Genomic DNA, 20,129 nt, shown 5'->3' on the forward strand with positions numbered 1-20,129 from the left:
AAATAGCATTTATTGGAAATAAATATTACCCAATCAACTGCGTGAATAAATCAGGCATTTCGTTGAGGTATTTGAATTCAAAACCTTTGTTGGTCATATTGACTTTGATGGATTCGATATCTTTGCGGTTTTTTAATTCCAATCCCACGACCACCGTTCCCACCTCACGGTTGGTTTTTTTGTTGTATTGAAAATAGGTGATGTCATCATTGGGGCCCAAAATGTCGTTTACAAATTCCTTCAAAGCACCTGGTCGTTGCGGAAACTGAATCAAGAAATAGTGCATCAATCCTTCGTAGAGCAAAGAGCGTTCTTTGATTTCGGCGGTACGTTCAATGTCGTTATTACTCCCGCTTACCACACAAACTACGGTTTTTCCTTTGATTTTGTTTTTGTAAAAATCAAGTGCCGCAATGGTCAAAGCCCCTGCAGGTTCTACAACCATAGCTTCTTCATTGTACAAACGCAGGATGGTAGTGCATACTTTTCCTTCTGGAACAAGAACAACATCGCTCAAGTTTTTTTGACATATTTCAAAAGTGTGATGCCCTACTTGCTTGACGGCAGCCCCATCCACAAATTTATCAATGGTTTGTAATGGGATGTTTTGACCCGATGCAATCGAGTTTTTCATAGATGGAGCCCCCTGAGGTTCAACGCCTATTATATGGGTTTGAGGACTTAATTGTTTGAAAACCGTGGAGACACCAGCAGCCAATCCGCCACCTCCAATGGGGATAAATAAATAATCAATAGGTAAGGAGCATACGTCGAGAATTTCTAGACCTACAGTACCTTGCCCTGCAATTACTTTACAGTCATCAAAAGGATGAACGAATATTTTATCATTTTTTGTAGCATCTTCCATCGCGGCCGCAAAAGCATCATCAAAAGTATCGCCCGTTAAAACAATTTCCACAAATGATTTTCCGAACAATTGAACCTGCTTGATTTTTTGTTTTGGAGTTGTATTAGGCATGTATATCTTGCCTTTCAATTGAAGTAAATGACAAGAATAGGCCACCCCTTGTGCATGGTTGCCTGCGCTAGCACATACAATTTCTTTGGATTTATCTGTTTCAGGTAGACTGCTAATTTTGTTGTAAGCACCTCTTATTTTATAGGAACGTACAATTTGTAGATCCTCTCTTTTTAGTAAAATAGTAGCATCGTATTCCTCTGATAAGTTTAAGTTTTGTTGTAGTGGAGTAGTGGGGACTACATTTTCTAATTGTTGCTTGGCTGCTACTATGTCTGCGAATAAATCCATTTGTATCATTTTTGAATATAAAAAAAACCTCTCAAAGGAGAGGTCTAGATTTTGTAAGTTTCGTATTTACTGATCTAAATTACATTTCGTGACAACTCTGAGAAATAGAAATGTAGGTTCTCAATTCCTCGTAAAAATAATGATTAATCAGCAACTTGTGTGTGATGCTTTTATTTTTTTATATCCGAGGGCGGAAATTGGGCTAGTATTTTGGCAACAAAATTATTGATTTGTTCTTCTTTTTTGCTGCGGTTTTCAGTCAATACGCCTACTCCTTCGCCTTCCCAAACCAATTCTTTTTTCTTTGCATCAATTATATCAATGAATAGCGTGCCTTCTGTAGAGGAAGTTACAAATGTATTGCCTCCCCAGAAATAAGGGTTCCATCCCCATCCCCAACCATAACCCCATCCGGCGTTAAATTGGTTGACATCTAGACGTTCTCTTTCTTTGGTGAAAATATTCACTAGCATGTCAGGATTTTCACTTTTAGTAAATCCTTTTTTAGTCATTTCGGTATCAATTGCGCGTAGGATTCTTTTTTTATCGAGTCCTGATATTTGCGCTTTGTCAATACCATTTTTGTGAAATGCATAAGTTTTATATTGAGTAAAATCAGCTTTTGAATCATAATCTGCATTTACATGAATACTACTGCAAGAACTCAATATAAAAACCAGTAAAAGCGGTATAAGTTTAAGTGTTTTCATATTGTAGTATTTTTTGTTGAATTTATTTTGTTTTCCAATGCTTTGATTGTGTATGAAATAGCTCAAAAATCATGCCGATTGCGATGCGAAAATGCTAGTAAGGATTAACTATTGCTTTTTTTGATTGTTCCAGTGTTTTTATCATATCCATAAGGGCAATGTCTGCAACCATTTTTACAACAATAGCCTCGTTTAAGGTGGTATTTTTCAGTTAAACATTTATAGCCTTCGGGAGTATAATAAAAATCTTCTCCTTCAATTAATTTATTTTCATTACTTTGGTCAATCATATTTTTTGTCAGCTCTGTCTTAGTAGCTCAACTTTACAAATTTATAACTTTTATCAAGAATGTTTTTTGTTGTTACAAAATATTTAACGCCAAAGGGTTTTCGAGGATTAAGCCTGTATCCATTCGTGTTTATAAGATACGCAACTGATATACAAAATCCTGTTTTTGTCAATCATGAAAAAATCCATCTGAAGCAGCAATTAGAATTATTGATTCTGCCTTTTTATATTTGGTATGTTTTGGAATATTTTATTCGTTGGATACAATTTAAGGAAAAACATTTAGCGTATAGAAATATAAGTTTTGAACGAGAAGCATATACTAACGAATCGGATCTTAATTATTTAGCCAAAAGAAAATCATTTGCATTTATAAAATACCTCAAATAAGGAGGTATATGAGTAATAAGCTTTTAACTTTTACGTTTTGGTGATACCTTTGCACAAACACTTTCTATATTGAATCAATCCATAAAAATATCATTTCCCAAGAATATTTCTGTTTCGATCAAGCGTGAGGATTTGATTCACCCTTTTGTTTCTGGAAATAAATTTCGGAAACTGAAATACAATTTGCTTCAAGCTAAAGATGAAAAAGCTACTAGTTTGCTGACTTTTGGGGGGGCTTATTCCAATCACATTGCTGCAGTCGCTTTTGCTGGGAAAGAAAAGGGTTTTAAAACTATTGGAATCATTCGCGGTGAAGAATTGGCTAGTAAAATCAATGAAAACCCCACCTTGAAATTTGCCAAAGAGTGCGGAATGGAATTCGACTTTGTAACTAGAGAAAGATATCGTTCCAAGGAAGATTTGAAATTTATAGCCGATTTAAAACAAAAATGGGGTGATTTTTATCTGGTACCCGAAGGAGGGACTAACGACTTGGCAGTTCAAGGATGTGAAGAGATTTTAACAGAAGCTGATGCTCAATTTGATTACATCTGTTGCGCTGTAGGAACAGGAGGAACCATTTCAGGATTAATTAATAGTGCTTTACCGCATCAAAAAGTTTTGGGTTTTCCAGCTTTAAAAGGGGATTTTTTACAAGATGAAATTTGTACTTTTGTGAAAAATAGAAATTGGGAGTTGATTCAAGATTACCATTTTGGAGGTTATGGAAAAGTTACCCCTGAATTAGTTTCTTTTATAAATGATTTTTTCAATAAAACAAAAGTACCGCTAGATCCTATTTATACGGGAAAATTGGTTTTTGGAATTTTGGATTTAATCCAGAAAAATTATTTTCCAGAAAATTCAAATATTCTACTGATTCATACTGGAGGTTTGCAAGGGGTAGCAGGAATGAATACCAAATTGAAAAACAAAAAATTACCTTTAATACAAATTCATGATTAAGAAAATCTTTTTATTCATCATCGTAGCAGCTTTAGTGGGGTGCAACTCTAGTAAATCAACAACTGCTACTTCTAAACAAAATGGAGCTAGAAGAACTAATAAAAGTTCTCAAGCAGTATCAAGGAATCAAGTGGTAAGCTCTTATGTCGATCAATACAAAGATGTGGCGATGCGTAATATGAAAAAGTACGGAATTCCAGCCAGTATTATTTTGGCACAAGGAATTTTAGAATCAGGAGCTGGTCGCAGTGAACTGTCTGAAAATGCGAATAATCATTTTGGAATTAAATGCCATAACAATTGGTTAGGTGAAACGATACGACACGATGATGATCAGCGTCAAGAATGTTTTAGGAAATACCGAAATTCAGCAGATTCTTATGAAGATCATGCTGCTTTTTTGACCAGTGGTAGTCGTTATGCGAGTTTGTTTAATTTACGAAAAGACGATTATGAATCATGGGCCAAAGGACTTCGTGCGGCAGGCTACGCCACCGATCCAAGATACCCTAATAAGCTAATTGCTTATATTGAAGCCTATGATTTGGCTCAATATGATGCTCAAGTTTTAGGTAAAAAATATACTTCTACAATAGTAAATAATTATAGTAAAGGCGTTTTTCATGAAGTGCAAAAAGGAGATACCTTGTATTCTATTTCCAAAAAATACAATGTTTTGATTGAAGATTTAATGCGAAGAAACAACCTTTCTGATAATACAATTTCCATAGGACAACAACTAAAAATAAATTAAAATTTAAGTAATGTTATACCAAAGAAGCAGCCAGCTTTTTGCTGCAGCAGAACAAGTCATTCCGGGTGGTGTAAATTCACCTGTAAGAGCATTTAAAGCCGTAGGCGGGACACCTATTTTTGTCAAAAGTGCTAAAGGAGCTTATTTATATGATGAAGACGGAAACCGATTGATAGATTACATCAATTCATGGGGTCCAATGATATTAGGGCATGCTTTTGAGCCTGTTGTTGAAGCGGTTATTGAAAAAGCAAAATTGGGAACATCCTTCGGAATGCCTACAGAGTTAGAAACACAGATTGCAGCTTTGGCAGTTTCTATGGTTCCTAACATTGATAAAATTCGGTTTGTGAATTCAGGAACTGAGGCTTGTATGAGTGCCATTCGTTTGGCTCGTGGATATACCAAAAGGGATAAAATCATCAAGTTTGCTGGTTGTTATCATGGACATTCCGATTCTTTTTTGATTCAGGCAGGTAGTGGAGCAATTACTTTTGGTTCGCCTAACAGTCCCGGAGTTACAGAAGGTACTGCCAAAGATACCCTGTTAGCAAACTTCAATGATTTAGAAAATGTACGAACATTAATTGAAGCCAATAAAAACGAAATTGCTGCCATTATTGTAGAACCTGTAGCGGGTAATATGGGCTGTGTACCACCAGGGAATGGATTTTTGGAAGGATTGAGAGCGTTGTGTACTGAAAACGGCATCCTGCTTATTTTTGATGAGGTAATGACAGGATTCAGATTGGCTAAAGGTGGTGTGCAAGAATTGTTCAATATCAATGCTGATATTGTTTGTTTTGGAAAAGTAATTGGTGGAGGCTTGCCAGTGGGGGCTTTTGCAGCTCGTGCTGAAATTATGAATTATTTGGCTCCTCTCGGTCCTGTATATCAAGCGGGAACCTTGTCAGGAAATCCGTTGGCCATGGCAGCTGGATTAGCCATGTTGCAGACGTTAAATGAAGATGCGGAAATTTTTCAACGATTAGCTGATAAAACCGCTTATTTGGCAGCTGGAATTGATAAAGTTTTGAAAGCTAATAATGTTGTATTTACCATCAATACAGTAGGTTCAATGATATCTGTTCACTTTGACGCTAATCCAGTGGTAGATTTTCAAACAGCTCGAAATGGAGATAATGAAACTTTTAAAAAATTCTTTCATGGATTGTTGCATGAAGGTATTTATATAGCGCCATCTGCTTATGAAACTTGGTTTATTACGGATGCCTTAACCTATGATGATTTGGATTTTACCATTCAAGCGATTGATAAAGTAGCTAAAACTTTTTAAAAGGTTTTTGAATGAAATGAAAAACTTCCGGCAGCACCGGAAGTTTTTCTGTTTTAAAGAGTACTGATTGATTATTCTTCAGTTCCTGCTTCTTTTTTCATCTTAGCTTCTCCTTGACCTTTTCCTTTGCCTTTAGACATGTTCGCTTGCCATTTTTCGAATTGCTCTGGAGTAAGGATTTCTTTCAATTTTTTCCCAGTTTCTTTCATTTTAGCTCTATTTTCTTCTTTGCTATCAGGATTTTCTTTGATAGCTTTCTTGATAGCAGCTTGCTCTTCAAGAACTGGAGTTAATTTTTTTTGTTGATCAGCATTTAATGCCAACTCTTCTGTCATTTTTTTCAATCTCATTTCGGTGCTTACTTCTCCACCTTTTTTCTTTTTACCCTCTTGAGCAAATCCAGTTAAACCTACTGCTAATAACGCAATTATAAGTAATCTTTTCATTTTTATTTGTTTTTAAGTTGTTTTATGGAGATTAGATACTTGATTTTCTAAAAGGTTTAATTAACTGTCAAATATGATGTTTATTTGTAAATGATTATAGGGTAAAAAAAAATCTCGTAATAAACGAGATTTAATTTAATAATGAGAGGAACTAATTATTGAGCTGAAGCTTGTTCTCAGCTTTTGCTTTTTCTTGTAATTCCTTTCTTGTTTTCTTTTGTTCAGGAGTTAAGATAGCAGAGATCTGTTTACCTAGCTCTTTGTTTTTAGCTTGATTTTCTGCTTCGTGTTCTGGGTTTGCTTTTGTATCCGCTTTAAGCGCTACTTGTTCTTCAAACAAAGGTTTTAATTGTGTTTGTTGGTCGGCTGTTAATGACAATTCAGTAGTCATTTTATCCAACATTTTTTCTGCTCCGCTTTTCTTTTGAGCAAATCCTGATAAGCTTGCAACTAATAAAGCTGCAATAAATAATTTTTTCATTTTTATGTTTTTTCTTGAGTTAGGTTTTGTTTTATAAGATAGTAAACAATGGTCTAATGTCTTAGAAAACAGAATGTAAAAGTATCATTATTTTGATTTGAAAAATTATTTTTTTGTTAAATTTTTATTGAATGTTTTTTTGGTTGAATTGCTAATAAATGCGGTTTTAATGGAGAGTTTTTTTGCTTTAATTTAGGAAAATGTTTTTCTTTTTAAATAAATCATAAAAGTTTGTCTGAAGGGGTTTTAATTGTTGTTGCTGTTTTGGATAAAAATGAATATTTTGAACGAAAATTATTGGTTCAGAATTGTAATTATGGGAATGCAGATATAAATAAAGCTGTGGAAAATTTAATTATATAGGAATATCTTCTTTTGGAATTGTATTTTTGAAAACGAATTAATAAAATGTTATCATGGTTACCATTCAAGAAGCTTTTTCGATTTTAAATAATAATCTTCCAGCGCCTAAAGTAGAGATATTGCCTTTGGCGAAAGCCAAAAAACATGTCCTAGCCGAAGATTTATTCGCACCTATTTCAATGCCTCCTTTTCGTCAATCTGCTATGGATGGTTTTGCTTTTGGACTTTACGATGGCTTAGAATATGAAATTATCGGAGAAGTCAAAGCGGGTGACAACCATCAAGTTGTTTTAAATGCTGGCCAAGCGGTGAAAATTTTCACTGGTGCTCCTGTTCCTGATTCGGCTACGGCGGTCATGCAAATAGAAAAAGTAACAGTTTCAGGAACGGTTTTGAAATTAGCAGAACTGCCTAAACAAGAACAAAATATCCGTCCCGTAGGAGAGCAAAATTTAAAAGGAGATTTAGCACTTACAAAAGGAACTTTACTCAATGCGGCTTGTATTGGATTTTTAGCTGGATTAGGATTTACAGTAGTGAAGGTTTATCAAAAGCCTAAAATAGGGATATTGGTTACTGGAAACGAATTGGTGCAACCTGGATTGCCATTGGATTTTGGTAAGATATACGAAAGTAATTCGGTCATGCTTGATATTGCTTTGCAGGAGGCTTTTTATGAAAATACAAGTATTTATAACGTTAATGATGATTTTGAAAATACCAAAAACAAAATTGCCGAAGCTTTGGCTGAAAATGATGTCATTCTTATTTCTGGTGGAATATCAGTAGGTGATTATGATTTTGTTGCCAAAGCATTAGAAGTCTTACAAGTAGAAACTCTTTTTTATAAAGTCAAACAAAAACCTGGAAAACCTTTTTATGTTGGGAAACTAAACGACAAAAGAATATTTGCCTTGCCAGGGAATCCTGCCGCTTCACTGACTTGTTTTTATGTGTATGTGTTGCCGACCTTGCAAATAATCTCTGGAGTGAATACAGATTATGGCCTAACCAGTTCAAAAAAACTCACACATGATTTTACGGTAAGTAATGCCCGAAATCAGTTTTTAAAAGCGCATATTGTAGGTGATAAAGTCACTATTTTGACCCATCAAAATTCTTCTATGTTGAATACTTTTTCGATTTCAAACGGATTGGTGTATGTGGAAGATGGAGGCTATCTGTTGGCAAAAGGAGATGCCGTTGAGGTTTATGTGATTAATTAAAAAAATAATTCTATATAATTGATTAAATTATTGTGCCTCCAGAAGAGTTTTATCTTTTTGGGGGCATTTTTAATTGTAAAATTTATTTTTACTCCTTTGCTCAAAAGGAAATGAAAGACTCTTTTAAATAATGATTTACTAGATTTCAGCCTTGTTTTTTTCGAATTATATAGAAGTGTGTGTTGTGTTTTTTTATCAACCCCTCTTTCGTTATATTTGCAAAAGTATAACGTAAATTGTCCGCTTTGAAAATAAAAAGTAAAATCTGGATTGAAACTGATGAAGGCATCCTTATTAGCTGAAGGACGTGTAAAATTGTTGAAATTGATAGCAGAGACGGGTTCGCTCAACAAGGCAGCCAAAGCCATGGAGTTGTCTTATCAAAAAGCTTGGAAGTTAGTGGATGCTTCGAACAAAGTTGCAAAATATCCTTTGATAGAAACCCAAGTGGGTGGAAACAAAGGAGGAGGGACGGTTTTGACATCTTATGGTCAGTCTTTGATTGATGCTTTTGAAACCATCAATAGCAATTGTTGGGAGTTTTTGGATAGCGAATTTAAGAAGCACGAATTGTAATTATGATCGATTTATTAAACATGCCTTTGTTACTAGTATTATTGCCTGTTGTGGCATTTTTATATGCTAGTGTAGGCCACGGTGGTGCCAGCGGTTATTTGGCTTTGATGAGTGCTTTCGCATTTCCTGAAACCTTTATGAAACCAACCGCTTTGGTACTGAATATCTTAGTGTCGGGAGTTTCTTTTTATTTTTATTTTCGAGAAAAAGAATTCAGATGGAATTTGTTTTATCCTTTTGCGATCACTTCTGTGCCCTTTTCATTTTTGGGTGGATTTTTGACCGTTTCTGGCTATTACTATAAAATAATTTTAGCCACGGTTTTAATTTTTGCTGTTTTGAGATTAATGGGACTTTTAGGAAAGGAAAAGGAAGAACTTAAAAATCTGAATTTGTATGCTGCGCTTGTTGTTGGCGCGGTAATTGGATTTTTGTCTGGTTTAATCGGAATTGGAGGTGGAATCATATTGAGTCCCGTAATTATCCTAATGGGTTGGGGAACGATGAAGCAAACAGCGGCTGTTTCGGCTTTGTTTATTCTAGTGAATTCCATTTCAGGGATGACTGGTTTCTTGTCTAAAGGAGGTGTGTTGCCTGAGTCTTCATTACCACTTATAGGAATTGTTTTCGTAGGTGGTTTTTTGGGAGCCTATTATGGTAGTAAAAAATTCAATTCGATCGTGTTGAAAAATGTTTTGGCAACCGTTTTAGCGATAGCGATTTATAAATTATATGTTACGGCATAAATTAGAATTTAAAACTTATTAGGAATTAGACGGAAGAAAAAATGACTCACTCTTAATTTCTATCAAACAACCTAATAGCTAAGTTATAACTTTTAACTCATAACAGATAAACATGGAAAACAATTATACAGCATACATACTAGCAGGTGGAAAAAGCCAACGCATGGGGAGGGACAAGGGGTTGTTGCCTTTGAACGGTAAAACTTTTGTTAGTCATATTTGTGAAGCTTTAAAGCCAATCGTGGAAGATAATATTGTGATTGTTTCTGCAAATGTTAATTACGATTTTTTAGGTTATTCAAGAATCGAAGATTTAATTGATGATAAAGGTCCCGTGGGGGGCATTTATACTGCTTTGAAACATTCGAAAACCAAATTTAATTTTATTTTGAGTGTGGATGCACCTTTAATTTCGACTGATTTGTTGCAGTGGTTGGCCGATAAACACGAAGATTCTTATATGATGACGCAAGTGCAAGTAGGTGACAAAGCGAGTCCGTTAATTGCAGTATATGATCGATCTTGCAAAATTGCTTTTGGCGAACATATGGCTGCTAAACAATTGAAATTGCGTGAAGTTATAGAGGATTTGTCACATCAAACGCTTATTGTTCCAGACAAGTGGAGCAAACAAGTTCAAAATATTAATACACCCGAAGAATATAAAAAAATACAATAATGATAATCAATGCAAAATATTTTGGTTTGATTGCAGATATCACCAATAAGAAAGAAGAGCGGTTGCAATTAGAAGACAAGCAAATTTCTGTGGCTAAATTGAAAGCTATCATGGAGATGAATTATCCTGATTTGAAAACAACTACTTATACGGTAGCAGTGAATCAAACCATGGTTGGATCAGATACCAAAATTAATAAAGAAGATACCATTGCGTTCTTGCCACCGTTTGCGGGAGGTTAAGAGAAAATCAAAATTCAAAGGTCAATTTCAAAGGTCAAATTTCAAATAATTAAGAAACTTAGTGAACTTCGTGCCTTCTTCGAGCTCTTAGTGGTTAAATCAACATAAAAAATGAGATACAATCGTCAAATCATCCTTCCTGAAATAGGGCAAAGTGGTCAGCAAAAATTAGCTGAGGCGCGTGTCTTGATTATTGGTGCGGGGGGGTTGGGCTGTCCAGTTTTGCAGAATTTAGCCGCAGCTGGTGTCGGGACAATCGGAATTGTGGATGGTGATGTAGTTGAAGAAACCAATTTACACCGACAATTGTTATACAATCTTGATCACTGTGGTCAATGTAAAGCGGAAACGGCAGCTAATGTGATTGGTCAATTGAATCCAGATATAAAAGTTAATGTTTATAATCAGTTTTTTAGCAGTGACAATGCTTTTGAAATTGTTGATGATTACCAAATTATTGTAGATTGTACGGATACAATTGCTGTTCGTTATCTGATTAATGATGTAGCAGTCTATAAAAAAATCCCTGTGGTATATGCTTCTATTTATCGTTTTGAGGGACAAGTTTCGGTTTTTAATTATCAAAATGGTCCAAGCTATCGCTGTTTGTTTCCAGAAAAAGAAGGTTTGCAAAAAACACCTAATTGTGAAGTAATGGGAGTTTTAGGGGTATTACCGAATACACTGGGTGCTTTTCAGGCTACAGAGGTGTTGAAAATAATTTTGAATATTGGTGAAGTATTATCTGGGAAATTGTTGGTGTACGATGCGTTGCAATTTCAAACCCAAACGATTGATTTTGCCAGAAATCCAAAAGCTATTGAAAAAGGATATATAAATGGCACCCAACTTTTACATCGTAAAAAAGACATCAAAAATTTAAGTTCAGTCTCCTTTTTGGAAAAATGCAGTCAATTAGGAATTGTTGTGATTGACGTTCGGGAATTGGAAGAAAAACCAGAGTTTAAAGGAGAAAATGTAGTACAAATTCCTTTGGCAGAATTGGAAGACTACAGTAAAAAATTAGATAAAAATCAAGAAATCGTTCTGTTTTGTCAAACAGGTCAGCGAAGTCTAGCCGCTATGAATTATCTAAGAGATTCTGGGTTTGTAGGTGTCTTTCATTTAGGAAAGGGAATTGAATCTTTGAAAAATCAAATTGAATAAAATAAAAATAAACATACATTGCCATGGCAACAGATAAACCAAAAAAAAGTTCTTTTATTCAAGGACAAATTACATCGGATTTTATTGGGAATTCGATTGCAAAACACCAAACTAAAACCACTATTGGTGCTCACAATATTTTTTTAGGACAAGTTCGTGCCGATGTGATTGACGAAAAAATCGTTGCGGCGATTGAATATACCGCTTATGAAGAAATGGCTGAGCAATCTTTTTACGAAATTAGAGAAGCGGCTTTTGCTAAATATGATTTGACTTGTATGCATATTTATCACAGTTTAGGCGTTGTAAAAGCAGGAGAAATTTGTTTGTTTGTTTTTGTATCGGCTCCCCGACGTAAAGTAGTATATGAAGCATTAGAGTTTCTAGTAGAAGAAATCAAAAAGAGTGTAGCGATCTTTGGAAAGGAGATTTTTGAAGACGAGAGTTATAAGTGGAAAGAGAATTCATAGAATTGATTGCGTAAAGTTTCACAGAGAATCTCAGAGCAACGCAAAGAAGTGAAAAAGTTTTGTGAATCGCTGCGAAAAAATAATAAGTAAAAGCAAGTAAATGGTTGATATTATACATAAAATTATCACACAACGCACCGCAACGGCGCAGGCGATTGTGAAAGTAGGAACAAAAGCTACAATGGAAGCGATTTTGAATAAAACCGTTCCCAAAGGAGATGTGCTGGAAGTAGCCAGAACAGCGGGACTTTTTGCCGTAAAAAATACTTCCAATTCGATTCCGGATTGTCACCCCATGCCGATTGAGTTTACGGGAATCGAATATGAATTCTTGGATGATTCAATTTTGATTAAAGTAACAGTAAAAGCTATTTACAGAACAGGTGTTGAGGTGGAAGCCATGCATGGAGCATCTATAGTAGCTTTGACAATGTATGATATGCTGAAACCAATTGACAAACAGGTCGAAATTTCAAGCATTAAATTGTTACATAAAAAAGGAGGGAAGTCGGATTTTGGGAAGCATGATGTGCCTGATTTAGGTGTGTCTGTAGTGGTATGTTCAGACAGTGTTTCCAGTGGTAAGAAAGACGATAGAGCAGGAAAAGTGATTTCAGAAAAAGTTAAAAACTTAGGTTTGCGAGTGTCTAATTATACGGTAATACCAGATGAAGTTTTGGATATTCAAGCTACGGTTTCCAATTTATGCGAATTGAAAGTAGATTTAATTATATTGACAGGAGGAACAGGATTGTCTAACCGTGATGTCACTCCTGAGGCTGTCATCCCGATGTTGGATCGTCGTATACCCGGAATAGAAGAAGCCATTCGTTCCTATGGACAAGATCGTACGCCGTATGCAATGTTGTCACGTTCGGTAGTTGGGTTTAAGGGAGGGACTTTGATTATGGCCTTGCCTGGTTCTACGGCAGGAGCATCTGAATCTATGGACGCGGTTTTTCCATCTATTTTACATTTATTTAAAATTCTTAACGGATTTAATCATGGTGCCTAAAAATTTCTTGCAGGACACGCACGGACGCGCACACAATTATTTGCGCATCTCCATTACAGAACATTGTAACTTGAGGTGTGCCTATTGCATGCCTGCTGAAGGAATTGCTTTGACACCAAGACCTTACTTGATGACTGCGGACGAAATTGTGACTATTGCACAAACTTTTGTGGATGCGGGAGTAACTAAAATTAGACTAACGGGAGGTGAGCCTTTGGTGCGTAAAGACGCCAAAGAGGTGATGCTACGTTTAGGAAAATTGGGTGTTGAATTGACCATTACCACCAACGGAATTTTAGTGCATGATTTTATTGATACTTTCAAAGAAGCTGGAATTACGGGCTTGAATGTGAGTATTGATAGTTTGCAAAAAGAAAAATTTAACTTGATTACGCGACGCAATTATTTTGATCAGTTTTGGAAAAATTTAGAATTGCTAGAACAAGAAAATTTTAAATTGCGGCTGAATGTTGTGGTCATGAAAGGTTTTAATGATAACGAAATTATAGATTTTATCGAATTGACCAAAAACCGCAATATTATGATTCGGTTTATTGAGTTCATGCCTTTTGATGGGAATAAATGGAATAAAGAAAAATTAGTTTCCTATGCCGAAATCATGAATCAAGTTCATGACAACTTCGGAATCACCAATACAGAGCGATTAGTTGATAAACCCAATGATACTGCCAAAAATCATAAAATAGTAGGCTATCAAGGAAGTTTTTCAGTAATTAGTTCGGTTACGAATCCGTTTTGCAGTACCTGTAATCGTATTCGATTAACGGCTGATGGGAAATTAAAAAACTGTTTGTTTTCGAATACGGAAACCTCTTTGCTTGAAACTCTGCGTGCTGGTGAATCCATTGTGCCTCTAATTACACAAAACATACAATCCAAACATGCTATGCGTGGTGGCATGGATGATGATGCCAAATTTCAAAACCCAGCTTTGTTTTCCCAAAATAGGAGTATGATTAAAATTGGGGGGTAAATTAAAATTTCAATTCGTTATTGAAGAAATGCTACACCTATTCTGCGGTAATATCTATTGTTTTTGAGAAGTCAATATCAACTTGTGAAGTCTTTTTGGGGGGCAAGCGATATTAGGAGGGGCTGGTTCGTACACAATTTTAAAATCCAACAGATTTCTTTCTAAGGATTAAGTGGGGAATTAAGATTTAGTATGCTAAAAATAAAAAACAAATAGGGTTTGACTTAAATTTTAAGTCAAACCCTATTTGTTTTTTGATGATATTTATTGGTCACAGTTTCGGGTCTAAAACCCTGCAATTTATTGCAGTACTTTAGTAATGCGAAAAAATCTATATCTTTAGGTTATGGCTATAGATTTAAGAAAAGGTTCGCATACAGTAAGCAGATTAACATGTCATGTTGTTTGGGTTACTAAATATAGGTTTAAAGTATTGAAAGGTGATGTTCAAAAGCGTTGCCGTGAAATTTTGATACAAATTTGTGAAGCAGAAGGAATTGAAATTTTAAAAGGAGTTGTAAGTTCTGATCATGTTCACATGCATATTGAATATGCCCCCAAACAGAATGTCAGTTCAATTTTAAAAAGTTTTAAAGGGAGAACGTCTCGAAAATTACAGATGGAATTTCCTGAATTGAAAGAACGATATTGGGGTCAACATTTTTGGGCAAGTGGTTATGGAGTTTGGAGTACTGGGAATATAACTGACAAAATGGTAAATGAATATTTGGAGCATCACAGAAGAAAAGATAATGATGATAATTCAAATTTCATTCTCGAATGAAAGAAATGAGGGACTTTCAGTCCCTCGTCAAACAAACCTCTGCACTTTCAGTGCAGAGTGGTTTAGTTCAGAAAACAGAAACTATTTTTTCATTTCACCTTCTCTCATCATCCTTTTTTTATCTCCTTTTGAATGGTGTCTTTGCATTCCTTTATGGTGATGATCTTTTAACTTTTCCCATTTTGTAAATTGTTCTGGAGATAATATTTTTTTCATTTTAGCTTTCATTGCTATTTGTTCGTCAAGCATTTTGCTTTTCATTGCAAAAATCTCGTCCGATGTCGGTTTTTCTGTTTTCGCTTTTCTGTTTTTCATTTGAGCTTCTCTTTTTGCACTTTGCTCGCCAATGATTTTACTCATGTCTTTTTGTTGAGAAGTAGTCAAATCCAATTCTAATGTCATTTTTTTTAACATCAGTTCTTGGCGTTGTTCAGGTGTGAATTGCTCCATAGGCTGTCCTTCATGTTTTCCATGTCTCTCTTGTTTTTCTTGTGCGTAGCCAGTGATGCTTATTATAGCAATCAATGCAGTTGTGATTATTTTTTTCATAATTTAAAAATGTTTGTTTAGGGATAAGACAATGGTTTTCTTAAAAGGTTTATCTATTAAGATTAATTTGTGATTTTGATTATCTTTATTCATGATAAATTAACAGTAAGTTAAATTGTTATTGTATTGTTGCTAAAATAAAAAAGGAACTCCATTACGAAGTTCCTTTTTTAATATAATCTATGTTGATCTGTGAAATCGATGTTTTAATAATTACTCCACCAATTCTACAATTTTATCTTCACCAATTTTTGCTACCTTGGTCAATCCATGTTTGGACAATCCTTTCATGGCTGCATCCCATTTTTTACCGCTCAAATCAGTTTTTACTTTAAGTAAACCAAGATCCATTTTGTTCTCGTTTACTTTTAGTAAATCAATGATTAATTTTTCTTCGACAGTCAATTCAATTTGAATTTGCTTTTTCTCAGGTCTCATTTGTGGGAACAACAACACCTCTTGAATCGAAGCATTGTTTGTCAGGAACATCATCAAACGATCCATTCCAATTCCTAAACCAGATGTTGGAGGCATTCCGTATTCCAAAGCTCTTAAGAAATCCTCATCGATAATTCCGTTTGCTTCATCATCACCTTTGGCAGCCAAACGCATTTGATCTTCAAAACGTTCTCTTTGGTCAATTGGGTCGTTTAGTTCAGAATAAGCATTTGCCACTTCTTTACCACAAACCATCAATTCAAAACGCTCTGTCAACTCAGGATTGTCACGGTGTTCTTTACACAATGGTGACATCTCTTTTGGATAATCAGTAATGAATGTTGGTTGAATATAATTTCCTTCACATTTCGCTCCAAAAATTTCATCAATCAATTTTCCTTTACCCATGGTTTCGTCCACTTCGATTCCCATTCCTTTAGCAGCTTCGTACAATTCGGCTTCGCTTTTTCCAGAAATATCAAAACCTGTAAAATGTTTGATTGAATCGGTCATCGTTACACGAGCGAAAGGTGCTTTGAAGCTAATTTGGTGCTCGCCAAAAGTCGTATCACTAGTACCATTCACACCAATAGCGCAGTGTTCTAGTAATTTCTCAGTAAACTCCATCATCCAGTTGTAGTCTTTGTAGGCTACATATATTTCCATAGCGGTAAATTCTGGGTTGTGCGTACGGTCCATTCCTTCGTTACGGAAGTTTTTCGAAAACTCATAAACCCCATCAAACCCACCAACAATCAATCTTTTTAAGTACAACTCATTCGCAATACGCATGTACAACGGAATGTCAAGCGAGTTGTGGTGCGTAATAAATGGACGCGCTGCCGCTCCACCAGGAATCGCTTGTAAAACTGGTGTTTCTACTTCCAAATATCCAGCATCGTTAAAGAAACCACGCATAGCATTGAACAATTTGGTACGTTTGATAAAAGTTTCTTTTACATTTGGATTCACGGTCAAATCCACATAACGCATGCGGTAACGCAATTCGGCATCATTGAAAGCGTCATATACTTTTCCATCCTCATCTACTTTTGGCAATGGCAACGGACGCAAGGTTTTACTCAAAAATGTAAAACCATCCACACGGATACATTGTGCGCCTACTTTAGTAGTGAATAACTCTCCTTCAACTCCTATATAGTCTCCTAAGTCAGTCAGTTTTTTGAAAACCTGATTGTAAAGGGTTTTATCATCACCAGTACATAAAACATCTCGATTCACGTACAGTTGAATACGTCCTTCGCTATCTTGTAATTCAGCAAAACAAGCTTTACCTTGGTCACGTACACTCATCAATCGACCAGCTACAATCACGCGCTTTGATTCCTCAAAAGTTTCCTTTATCTGCTTTGATGTATGATTTACAGGAAAAAGGTTAGCAGGGTAAGGATTGATTCCTAAATTGCGTAGGGCTTGAAGTTTTTCTCTTCGGATGATTTCTTGTTCTGATAATGCCATTATAGTCTGATTTTTAAGTCTGCAAAGATAAAGTTTTTGCAATCAAGTTCAAAGTCTAATGTTGTGGTTTTTAAGTTGTAGAAAACCCCCTTTTTTAATCATGATTTCTCCCGCTATCCATTATAATCTAGTAGGGCAAAAAGCCTGTCTCCATAGGGATTTCCACTACTATTGGGGCTACATTAAAAAAAAAATCATTTTTGAAGGCCATTCAAAAAAAATAGAAAATAACATTTTATAGGTCTTAACTAATATGCTTTTAAATAACGTTCCTAATCTTTCTACAAACATAAAGGTCCGTTGTAATAACAGCAATTGGAAAATTCATCTTCCCTACAGAAGCTCCACTAGGCTAGCTGTTTGTAGTAACAAGAATTAGAGATGGTTTAAGCTCCTTAAGAGCGATCTGTAGAATGCATGTCCTAACAAAAACAATAGAATTTCAAATCTTTCTTTTAAACCTTAATGCTTTATTGTACATTATCTTAGGATAAAACTAATATTCTTCCTTATTATTAAATTAAACCTTTGTTCAGTATATGTAGTCCAATGGAGTATTTAACTATATAATTAATGATTTTAAATCAGGAACTTTTTCAAGAAATGTATCATGAATACAAGTCCCTCGTGTACAACGTGGCGCTGAGTTATGTTCAAAATGTAGAAGATGCCGAAGAAATCACCCAAGATGTTTTTGTGAAACTTTATCAATCCATAGACAGTTTTAAACAACAATCCACCTTAAAAACTTGGATTTACCGCATTACCATTAATAAAAGTCTGGACTTTTTGAAGCATAAAAATAGTCAGAAACGCTTTTTTATTTTTGGAAAACGCTCTGAAAACGAAAACGAAATACAAAACATTTCCAGTTTTGAGCATCCCGGAATTTTATTAGAAAACAAAGAAAAATCCAAACTACTCTTTGAAGTCATCAACCAACTGAATGAAAATCAAAAAACAGCTTTCATCTTGTCCAAAATTGACGGATTGAGTAATCCTGAAATTTCGACAATTATGGAGCTAAGTATCTCATCTGTAGAATCGCTTATTTTTAGAGCTAAAGACAATCTGAAGAAAAAATTAGGAAATAAATTTGAAGAATACCACAAGAAAAAATAAAAAATAGAGTCTAATAGTTATGGAGAAAGAAAATTGGATAAACGAAATTATAGACAGTACGAATCAAATCGTAAAAGTCCATCCAAGTGATGGATTATATGCTAGAATTCAATCCCAAATAAATGCGCAAAAAACAATCGATATCAAATGGGTTTGGTTAGCTGCGGCCTCAATTTTGCTGCTTGCAAGTATCAATATTAAAGTCATTTTAAACGAAATTCAATCAGAGAAAGAAATTCAAGAAACTGCTTTAATTGCTTCAATCAGCGATACAAATCAATTTTACAAAAACAATTATGAGTAAGCTAAAAATATTAACCTATTCTGTTATTATACTTGTCATTCTTAATCTAAGTATGATTGTTTTTTTTATGGTAGTAAAACCACGAGAATTTAGAAATCATCGAAATGGACCTCGTAAAATGATTATCGAAAAACTCCATTTGGACAAACAACAACAGGAACAATTCGAATCATTAGTAGAAAAACATATCGATAAAATCAAAACTTTTGACAAACAAATTCAACAAACTAAAGAAAGTTTGTATGCTCAGTTAAGTCAGCCAAAAGTAGATGTAAAAGTCAAAGACAGTTTGATTACTTCATTAGGAGATTTGCAAAAACAAATAGAAATCGCTCGTTTCAACCATTTTAAAAACATTCGTGAAATTTGCAATACTCCAGAACAAAGAGAAGATTTTAAAGAATTGTCAGTAGAATTATCTAAAATGTTTTCCCATAGAAGAATGTCCCATGCAAGAGACAATCAAAAAAAATAATTCCTCAGTAATTGCAAGAATTAATTAAAAAGACATTTTAAAAACAGTAGCGAAACTAATTTTAACACTATGAAAAAATCATTATTTTTAATCATTCCAATTTTAGGTATCCTATTGTTTCTAGCTTGCAGCAATTCTGACGACAATTCGGATTCAGGTACTACTTTAGCAACTAGCACAACGACCGTACCTGCTGTTTATCAAAAAATTTATGGAGCAACCAGTATCACTACTGATGGAACTTATGTAACTATCAAAACCAACGGACAACCTGACCATAAAAGTGTGTATTACCCAACAAACAATGTAAAATACGAAGCTTTTAGCGGAACTACTTTTGGCGGAGCTACTTTTCGTCAGAACCCCAACAGTATTAGTTTAACCAATTCGTTTACTTTCAAAATCCCTTTACATCCAGTTGTGGCCTCAACACATAGTGCCACTCCAATGGGAGCCATAGGAGTATCGATAAACGGCGTGCCTTTATTTAATCAATATGCCGCAGGCGGTTCTCCATTAACAAATGAAGTTGCCTCATTTGATCAATATAGAGGACATCCAACAGGGACCCATATGTATCATTACCATGTTGAGCCATTATATCTGACACAGACCAAAGGCAAAGAAGCCTTAATGGGTTTCTTGTTAGACGGATTCCCTGTTTATGGACCCGAAGAAAACGGAGCTGCTGTAACTGGACTCGATGTGTACCACGGTCACACAGGTGCAACAGTTGATTACCCAAACGGAATCTACCACTATCATATTACGAATTCAGATCCTTACATCAACGGAAATGGATTCTATGGTACGCCAGGAACGGTTTCGAACTAAGTTTTTTTTTAAGTGTTTTAATTCTAAATGCCTTTGAAAATTTATTCTTTTAATGAAAAATTC

Annotated in this window: 24 protein-coding genes; 17 read left to right on the top strand and 7 right to left on the bottom strand. The window is 35.0% G+C overall.

Annotation, left to right across the window (positions count from 1 at the left end):
* Positions 1-25: 25 nt before the first annotated feature.
* From ilvA to ACNH59_RS08925, 3 genes are all read right to left on the bottom strand, one after another.
* Positions 26-1,270: a threonine ammonia-lyase IlvA gene (gene ilvA, locus ACNH59_RS08915; protein WP_418262196.1), complete on the bottom strand. Its 1,245-nt coding sequence runs from the start codon at positions 1,268-1,270 to the stop codon at positions 26-28.
* 170 nt (positions 1,271-1,440) lie between these two features.
* The gene (locus tag ACNH59_RS08920; RefSeq protein ID WP_418262197.1) at positions 1,441-1,980 is read right to left on the bottom strand and encodes a DUF4136 domain-containing protein; all 540 of its coding nucleotides are present in this window, start codon (positions 1,978-1,980) and stop codon (positions 1,441-1,443) included.
* A 104-nt stretch (positions 1,981-2,084) separates the two neighbouring features.
* On the bottom strand, positions 2,085-2,270 hold the full coding sequence (locus ACNH59_RS08925; RefSeq protein ID WP_418262198.1) for a DUF5522 domain-containing protein: 186 nt from the start codon (positions 2,268-2,270) through the stop codon (positions 2,085-2,087).
* Between the two features lie 458 nt (positions 2,271-2,728).
* Here ACNH59_RS08925 and ACNH59_RS08930 point away from each other — a divergent pair, with 458 nt between their 5' ends.
* From ACNH59_RS08930 to hemL, 3 genes are read left to right on the top strand one after another with little or no spacing between them, the layout of a single operon-like run.
* On the top strand, positions 2,729-3,625 hold the full coding sequence (locus ACNH59_RS08930) for a 1-aminocyclopropane-1-carboxylate deaminase/D-cysteine desulfhydrase (protein WP_418262199.1): 897 nt from the start codon (positions 2,729-2,731) through the stop codon (positions 3,623-3,625).
* Positions 3,618-4,379: a glucosaminidase domain-containing protein gene (locus ACNH59_RS08935; RefSeq protein ID WP_418262200.1), complete on the top strand. Its 762-nt coding sequence runs from the start codon at positions 3,618-3,620 to the stop codon at positions 4,377-4,379. The genes ACNH59_RS08930 and ACNH59_RS08935 overlap by 8 nt, the downstream gene beginning before the upstream one ends.
* A gap of 10 nt (positions 4,380-4,389) precedes the next feature.
* The gene (gene hemL / locus ACNH59_RS08940; RefSeq protein WP_418262201.1) at positions 4,390-5,676 is read left to right on the top strand and encodes a glutamate-1-semialdehyde 2,1-aminomutase; all 1,287 of its coding nucleotides are present in this window, start codon (positions 4,390-4,392) and stop codon (positions 5,674-5,676) included.
* 71 nt (positions 5,677-5,747) lie between these two features.
* Here hemL and ACNH59_RS08945 read toward each other — a convergent pair whose 3' ends face one another.
* Entirely contained in the window at positions 5,748-6,122 is a 375-nt protein-coding gene (locus ACNH59_RS08945; RefSeq protein WP_418262202.1) for a hypothetical protein, read from the bottom strand.
* Positions 6,123-6,273: 151 nt separating this feature from the next.
* Positions 6,274-6,603, bottom strand: coding sequence for a hypothetical protein (locus ACNH59_RS08950; protein WP_418262203.1), 330 nt, complete (start codon positions 6,601-6,603; stop codon positions 6,274-6,276).
* A gap of 416 nt (positions 6,604-7,019) precedes the next feature.
* Between ACNH59_RS08950 and ACNH59_RS08955 the strand changes: the two genes are divergently transcribed.
* From ACNH59_RS08955 to tnpA, 10 genes are all read left to right on the top strand, one after another.
* Positions 7,020-8,192, top strand: coding sequence for a molybdopterin molybdotransferase MoeA (locus ACNH59_RS08955; RefSeq protein ID WP_418262204.1), 1,173 nt, complete (start codon positions 7,020-7,022; stop codon positions 8,190-8,192).
* Between the two features lie 279 nt (positions 8,193-8,471).
* Positions 8,472-8,768, top strand: a complete 297-nt coding sequence (locus ACNH59_RS08960; protein ID WP_418262205.1) for a winged helix-turn-helix domain-containing protein — start codon at positions 8,472-8,474, stop codon at positions 8,766-8,768.
* 20 nt (positions 8,769-8,788) lie between these two features.
* On the top strand, positions 8,789-9,514 hold the full coding sequence (locus ACNH59_RS08965) for a sulfite exporter TauE/SafE family protein (RefSeq protein ID WP_418262206.1): 726 nt from the start codon (positions 8,789-8,791) through the stop codon (positions 9,512-9,514).
* A 112-nt stretch (positions 9,515-9,626) separates the two neighbouring features.
* A complete protein-coding gene (mobA, locus tag ACNH59_RS08970) occupies positions 9,627-10,193 on the top strand; it encodes a molybdenum cofactor guanylyltransferase (RefSeq protein ID WP_418262207.1) in 567 nt (188 codons plus the stop codon).
* Positions 10,193-10,435 carry a MoaD/ThiS family protein gene (locus ACNH59_RS08975; RefSeq protein ID WP_418262208.1) on the top strand — a complete coding sequence of 81 codons (243 nt, stop codon included), beginning with the start codon at positions 10,193-10,195 and terminating at the stop codon, positions 10,433-10,435. Before mobA ends, ACNH59_RS08975 begins: the two co-directional genes overlap by 1 nt.
* Before the next feature lie 111 nt (positions 10,436-10,546).
* Positions 10,547-11,602, top strand: coding sequence for a ThiF family adenylyltransferase (locus tag ACNH59_RS08980; protein ID WP_418262209.1), 1,056 nt, complete (start codon positions 10,547-10,549; stop codon positions 11,600-11,602).
* Between the two features lie 23 nt (positions 11,603-11,625).
* Positions 11,626-12,072 carry a molybdenum cofactor biosynthesis protein MoaE gene (locus tag ACNH59_RS08985; protein WP_418262210.1) on the top strand — a complete coding sequence of 149 codons (447 nt, stop codon included), beginning with the start codon at positions 11,626-11,628 and terminating at the stop codon, positions 12,070-12,072.
* Between the two features lie 100 nt (positions 12,073-12,172).
* Positions 12,173-13,087, top strand: a complete 915-nt coding sequence (gene moaCB / locus ACNH59_RS08990; RefSeq protein WP_418262211.1) for a bifunctional molybdenum cofactor biosynthesis protein MoaC/MoaB — start codon at positions 12,173-12,175, stop codon at positions 13,085-13,087.
* The gene (moaA, locus tag ACNH59_RS08995; protein WP_418262212.1) at positions 13,077-14,081 is read left to right on the top strand and encodes a GTP 3',8-cyclase MoaA; all 1,005 of its coding nucleotides are present in this window, start codon (positions 13,077-13,079) and stop codon (positions 14,079-14,081) included. The genes moaCB and moaA overlap by 11 nt, the downstream gene beginning before the upstream one ends.
* Positions 14,082-14,427: 346 nt before the next feature.
* Complete coding sequence (gene tnpA, locus ACNH59_RS09000; RefSeq protein ID WP_418262213.1) at positions 14,428-14,865, top strand: IS200/IS605 family transposase; 438 nt, start codon at positions 14,428-14,430, stop codon at positions 14,863-14,865.
* A gap of 81 nt (positions 14,866-14,946) precedes the next feature.
* Here the strand turns inward: tnpA and ACNH59_RS09005 are convergent, their stop codons facing one another.
* Together ACNH59_RS09005 and lysS are read right to left on the bottom strand one after the other, a co-directional pair.
* On the bottom strand, positions 14,947-15,414 hold the full coding sequence (locus ACNH59_RS09005; protein WP_418262214.1) for a hypothetical protein: 468 nt from the start codon (positions 15,412-15,414) through the stop codon (positions 14,947-14,949).
* Positions 15,415-15,627: 213 nt separating this feature from the next.
* A complete protein-coding gene (gene lysS, locus ACNH59_RS09010; protein ID WP_418262215.1) occupies positions 15,628-17,331 on the bottom strand; it encodes a lysine--tRNA ligase in 1,704 nt (567 codons plus the stop codon).
* A 573-nt stretch (positions 17,332-17,904) separates the two neighbouring features.
* Between lysS and ACNH59_RS09015 the strand changes: the two genes are divergently transcribed.
* The 4 genes from ACNH59_RS09015 to ACNH59_RS09030 all read left to right on the top strand — a co-directional run bounded on the left by ACNH59_RS09015 (position 17,905) and on the right by ACNH59_RS09030 (position 20,066).
* Entirely contained in the window at positions 17,905-18,453 is a 549-nt protein-coding gene (locus tag ACNH59_RS09015; RefSeq protein ID WP_418262216.1) for an RNA polymerase sigma factor, read from the top strand.
* 19 nt (positions 18,454-18,472) lie between these two features.
* Positions 18,473-18,757, top strand: a complete 285-nt coding sequence (locus tag ACNH59_RS09020; RefSeq protein WP_418262217.1) for a hypothetical protein — start codon at positions 18,473-18,475, stop codon at positions 18,755-18,757.
* Complete coding sequence (locus ACNH59_RS09025) at positions 18,750-19,232, top strand: Spy/CpxP family protein refolding chaperone (RefSeq protein ID WP_418262218.1); 483 nt, start codon at positions 18,750-18,752, stop codon at positions 19,230-19,232. The genes ACNH59_RS09020 and ACNH59_RS09025 overlap by 8 nt, the downstream gene beginning before the upstream one ends.
* A 69-nt stretch (positions 19,233-19,301) precedes the next feature.
* A complete protein-coding gene (locus ACNH59_RS09030) occupies positions 19,302-20,066 on the top strand; it encodes a YHYH protein (protein ID WP_418262219.1) in 765 nt (254 codons plus the stop codon).
* Positions 20,067-20,129: the final 63 nt, after the last annotated feature.

It is taken from the genome of Flavobacterium faecale, assembly GCF_048320115.1.
Lineage (GTDB): Bacteria > Bacteroidota > Bacteroidia > Flavobacteriales > Flavobacteriaceae > Flavobacterium > Flavobacterium faecale_A.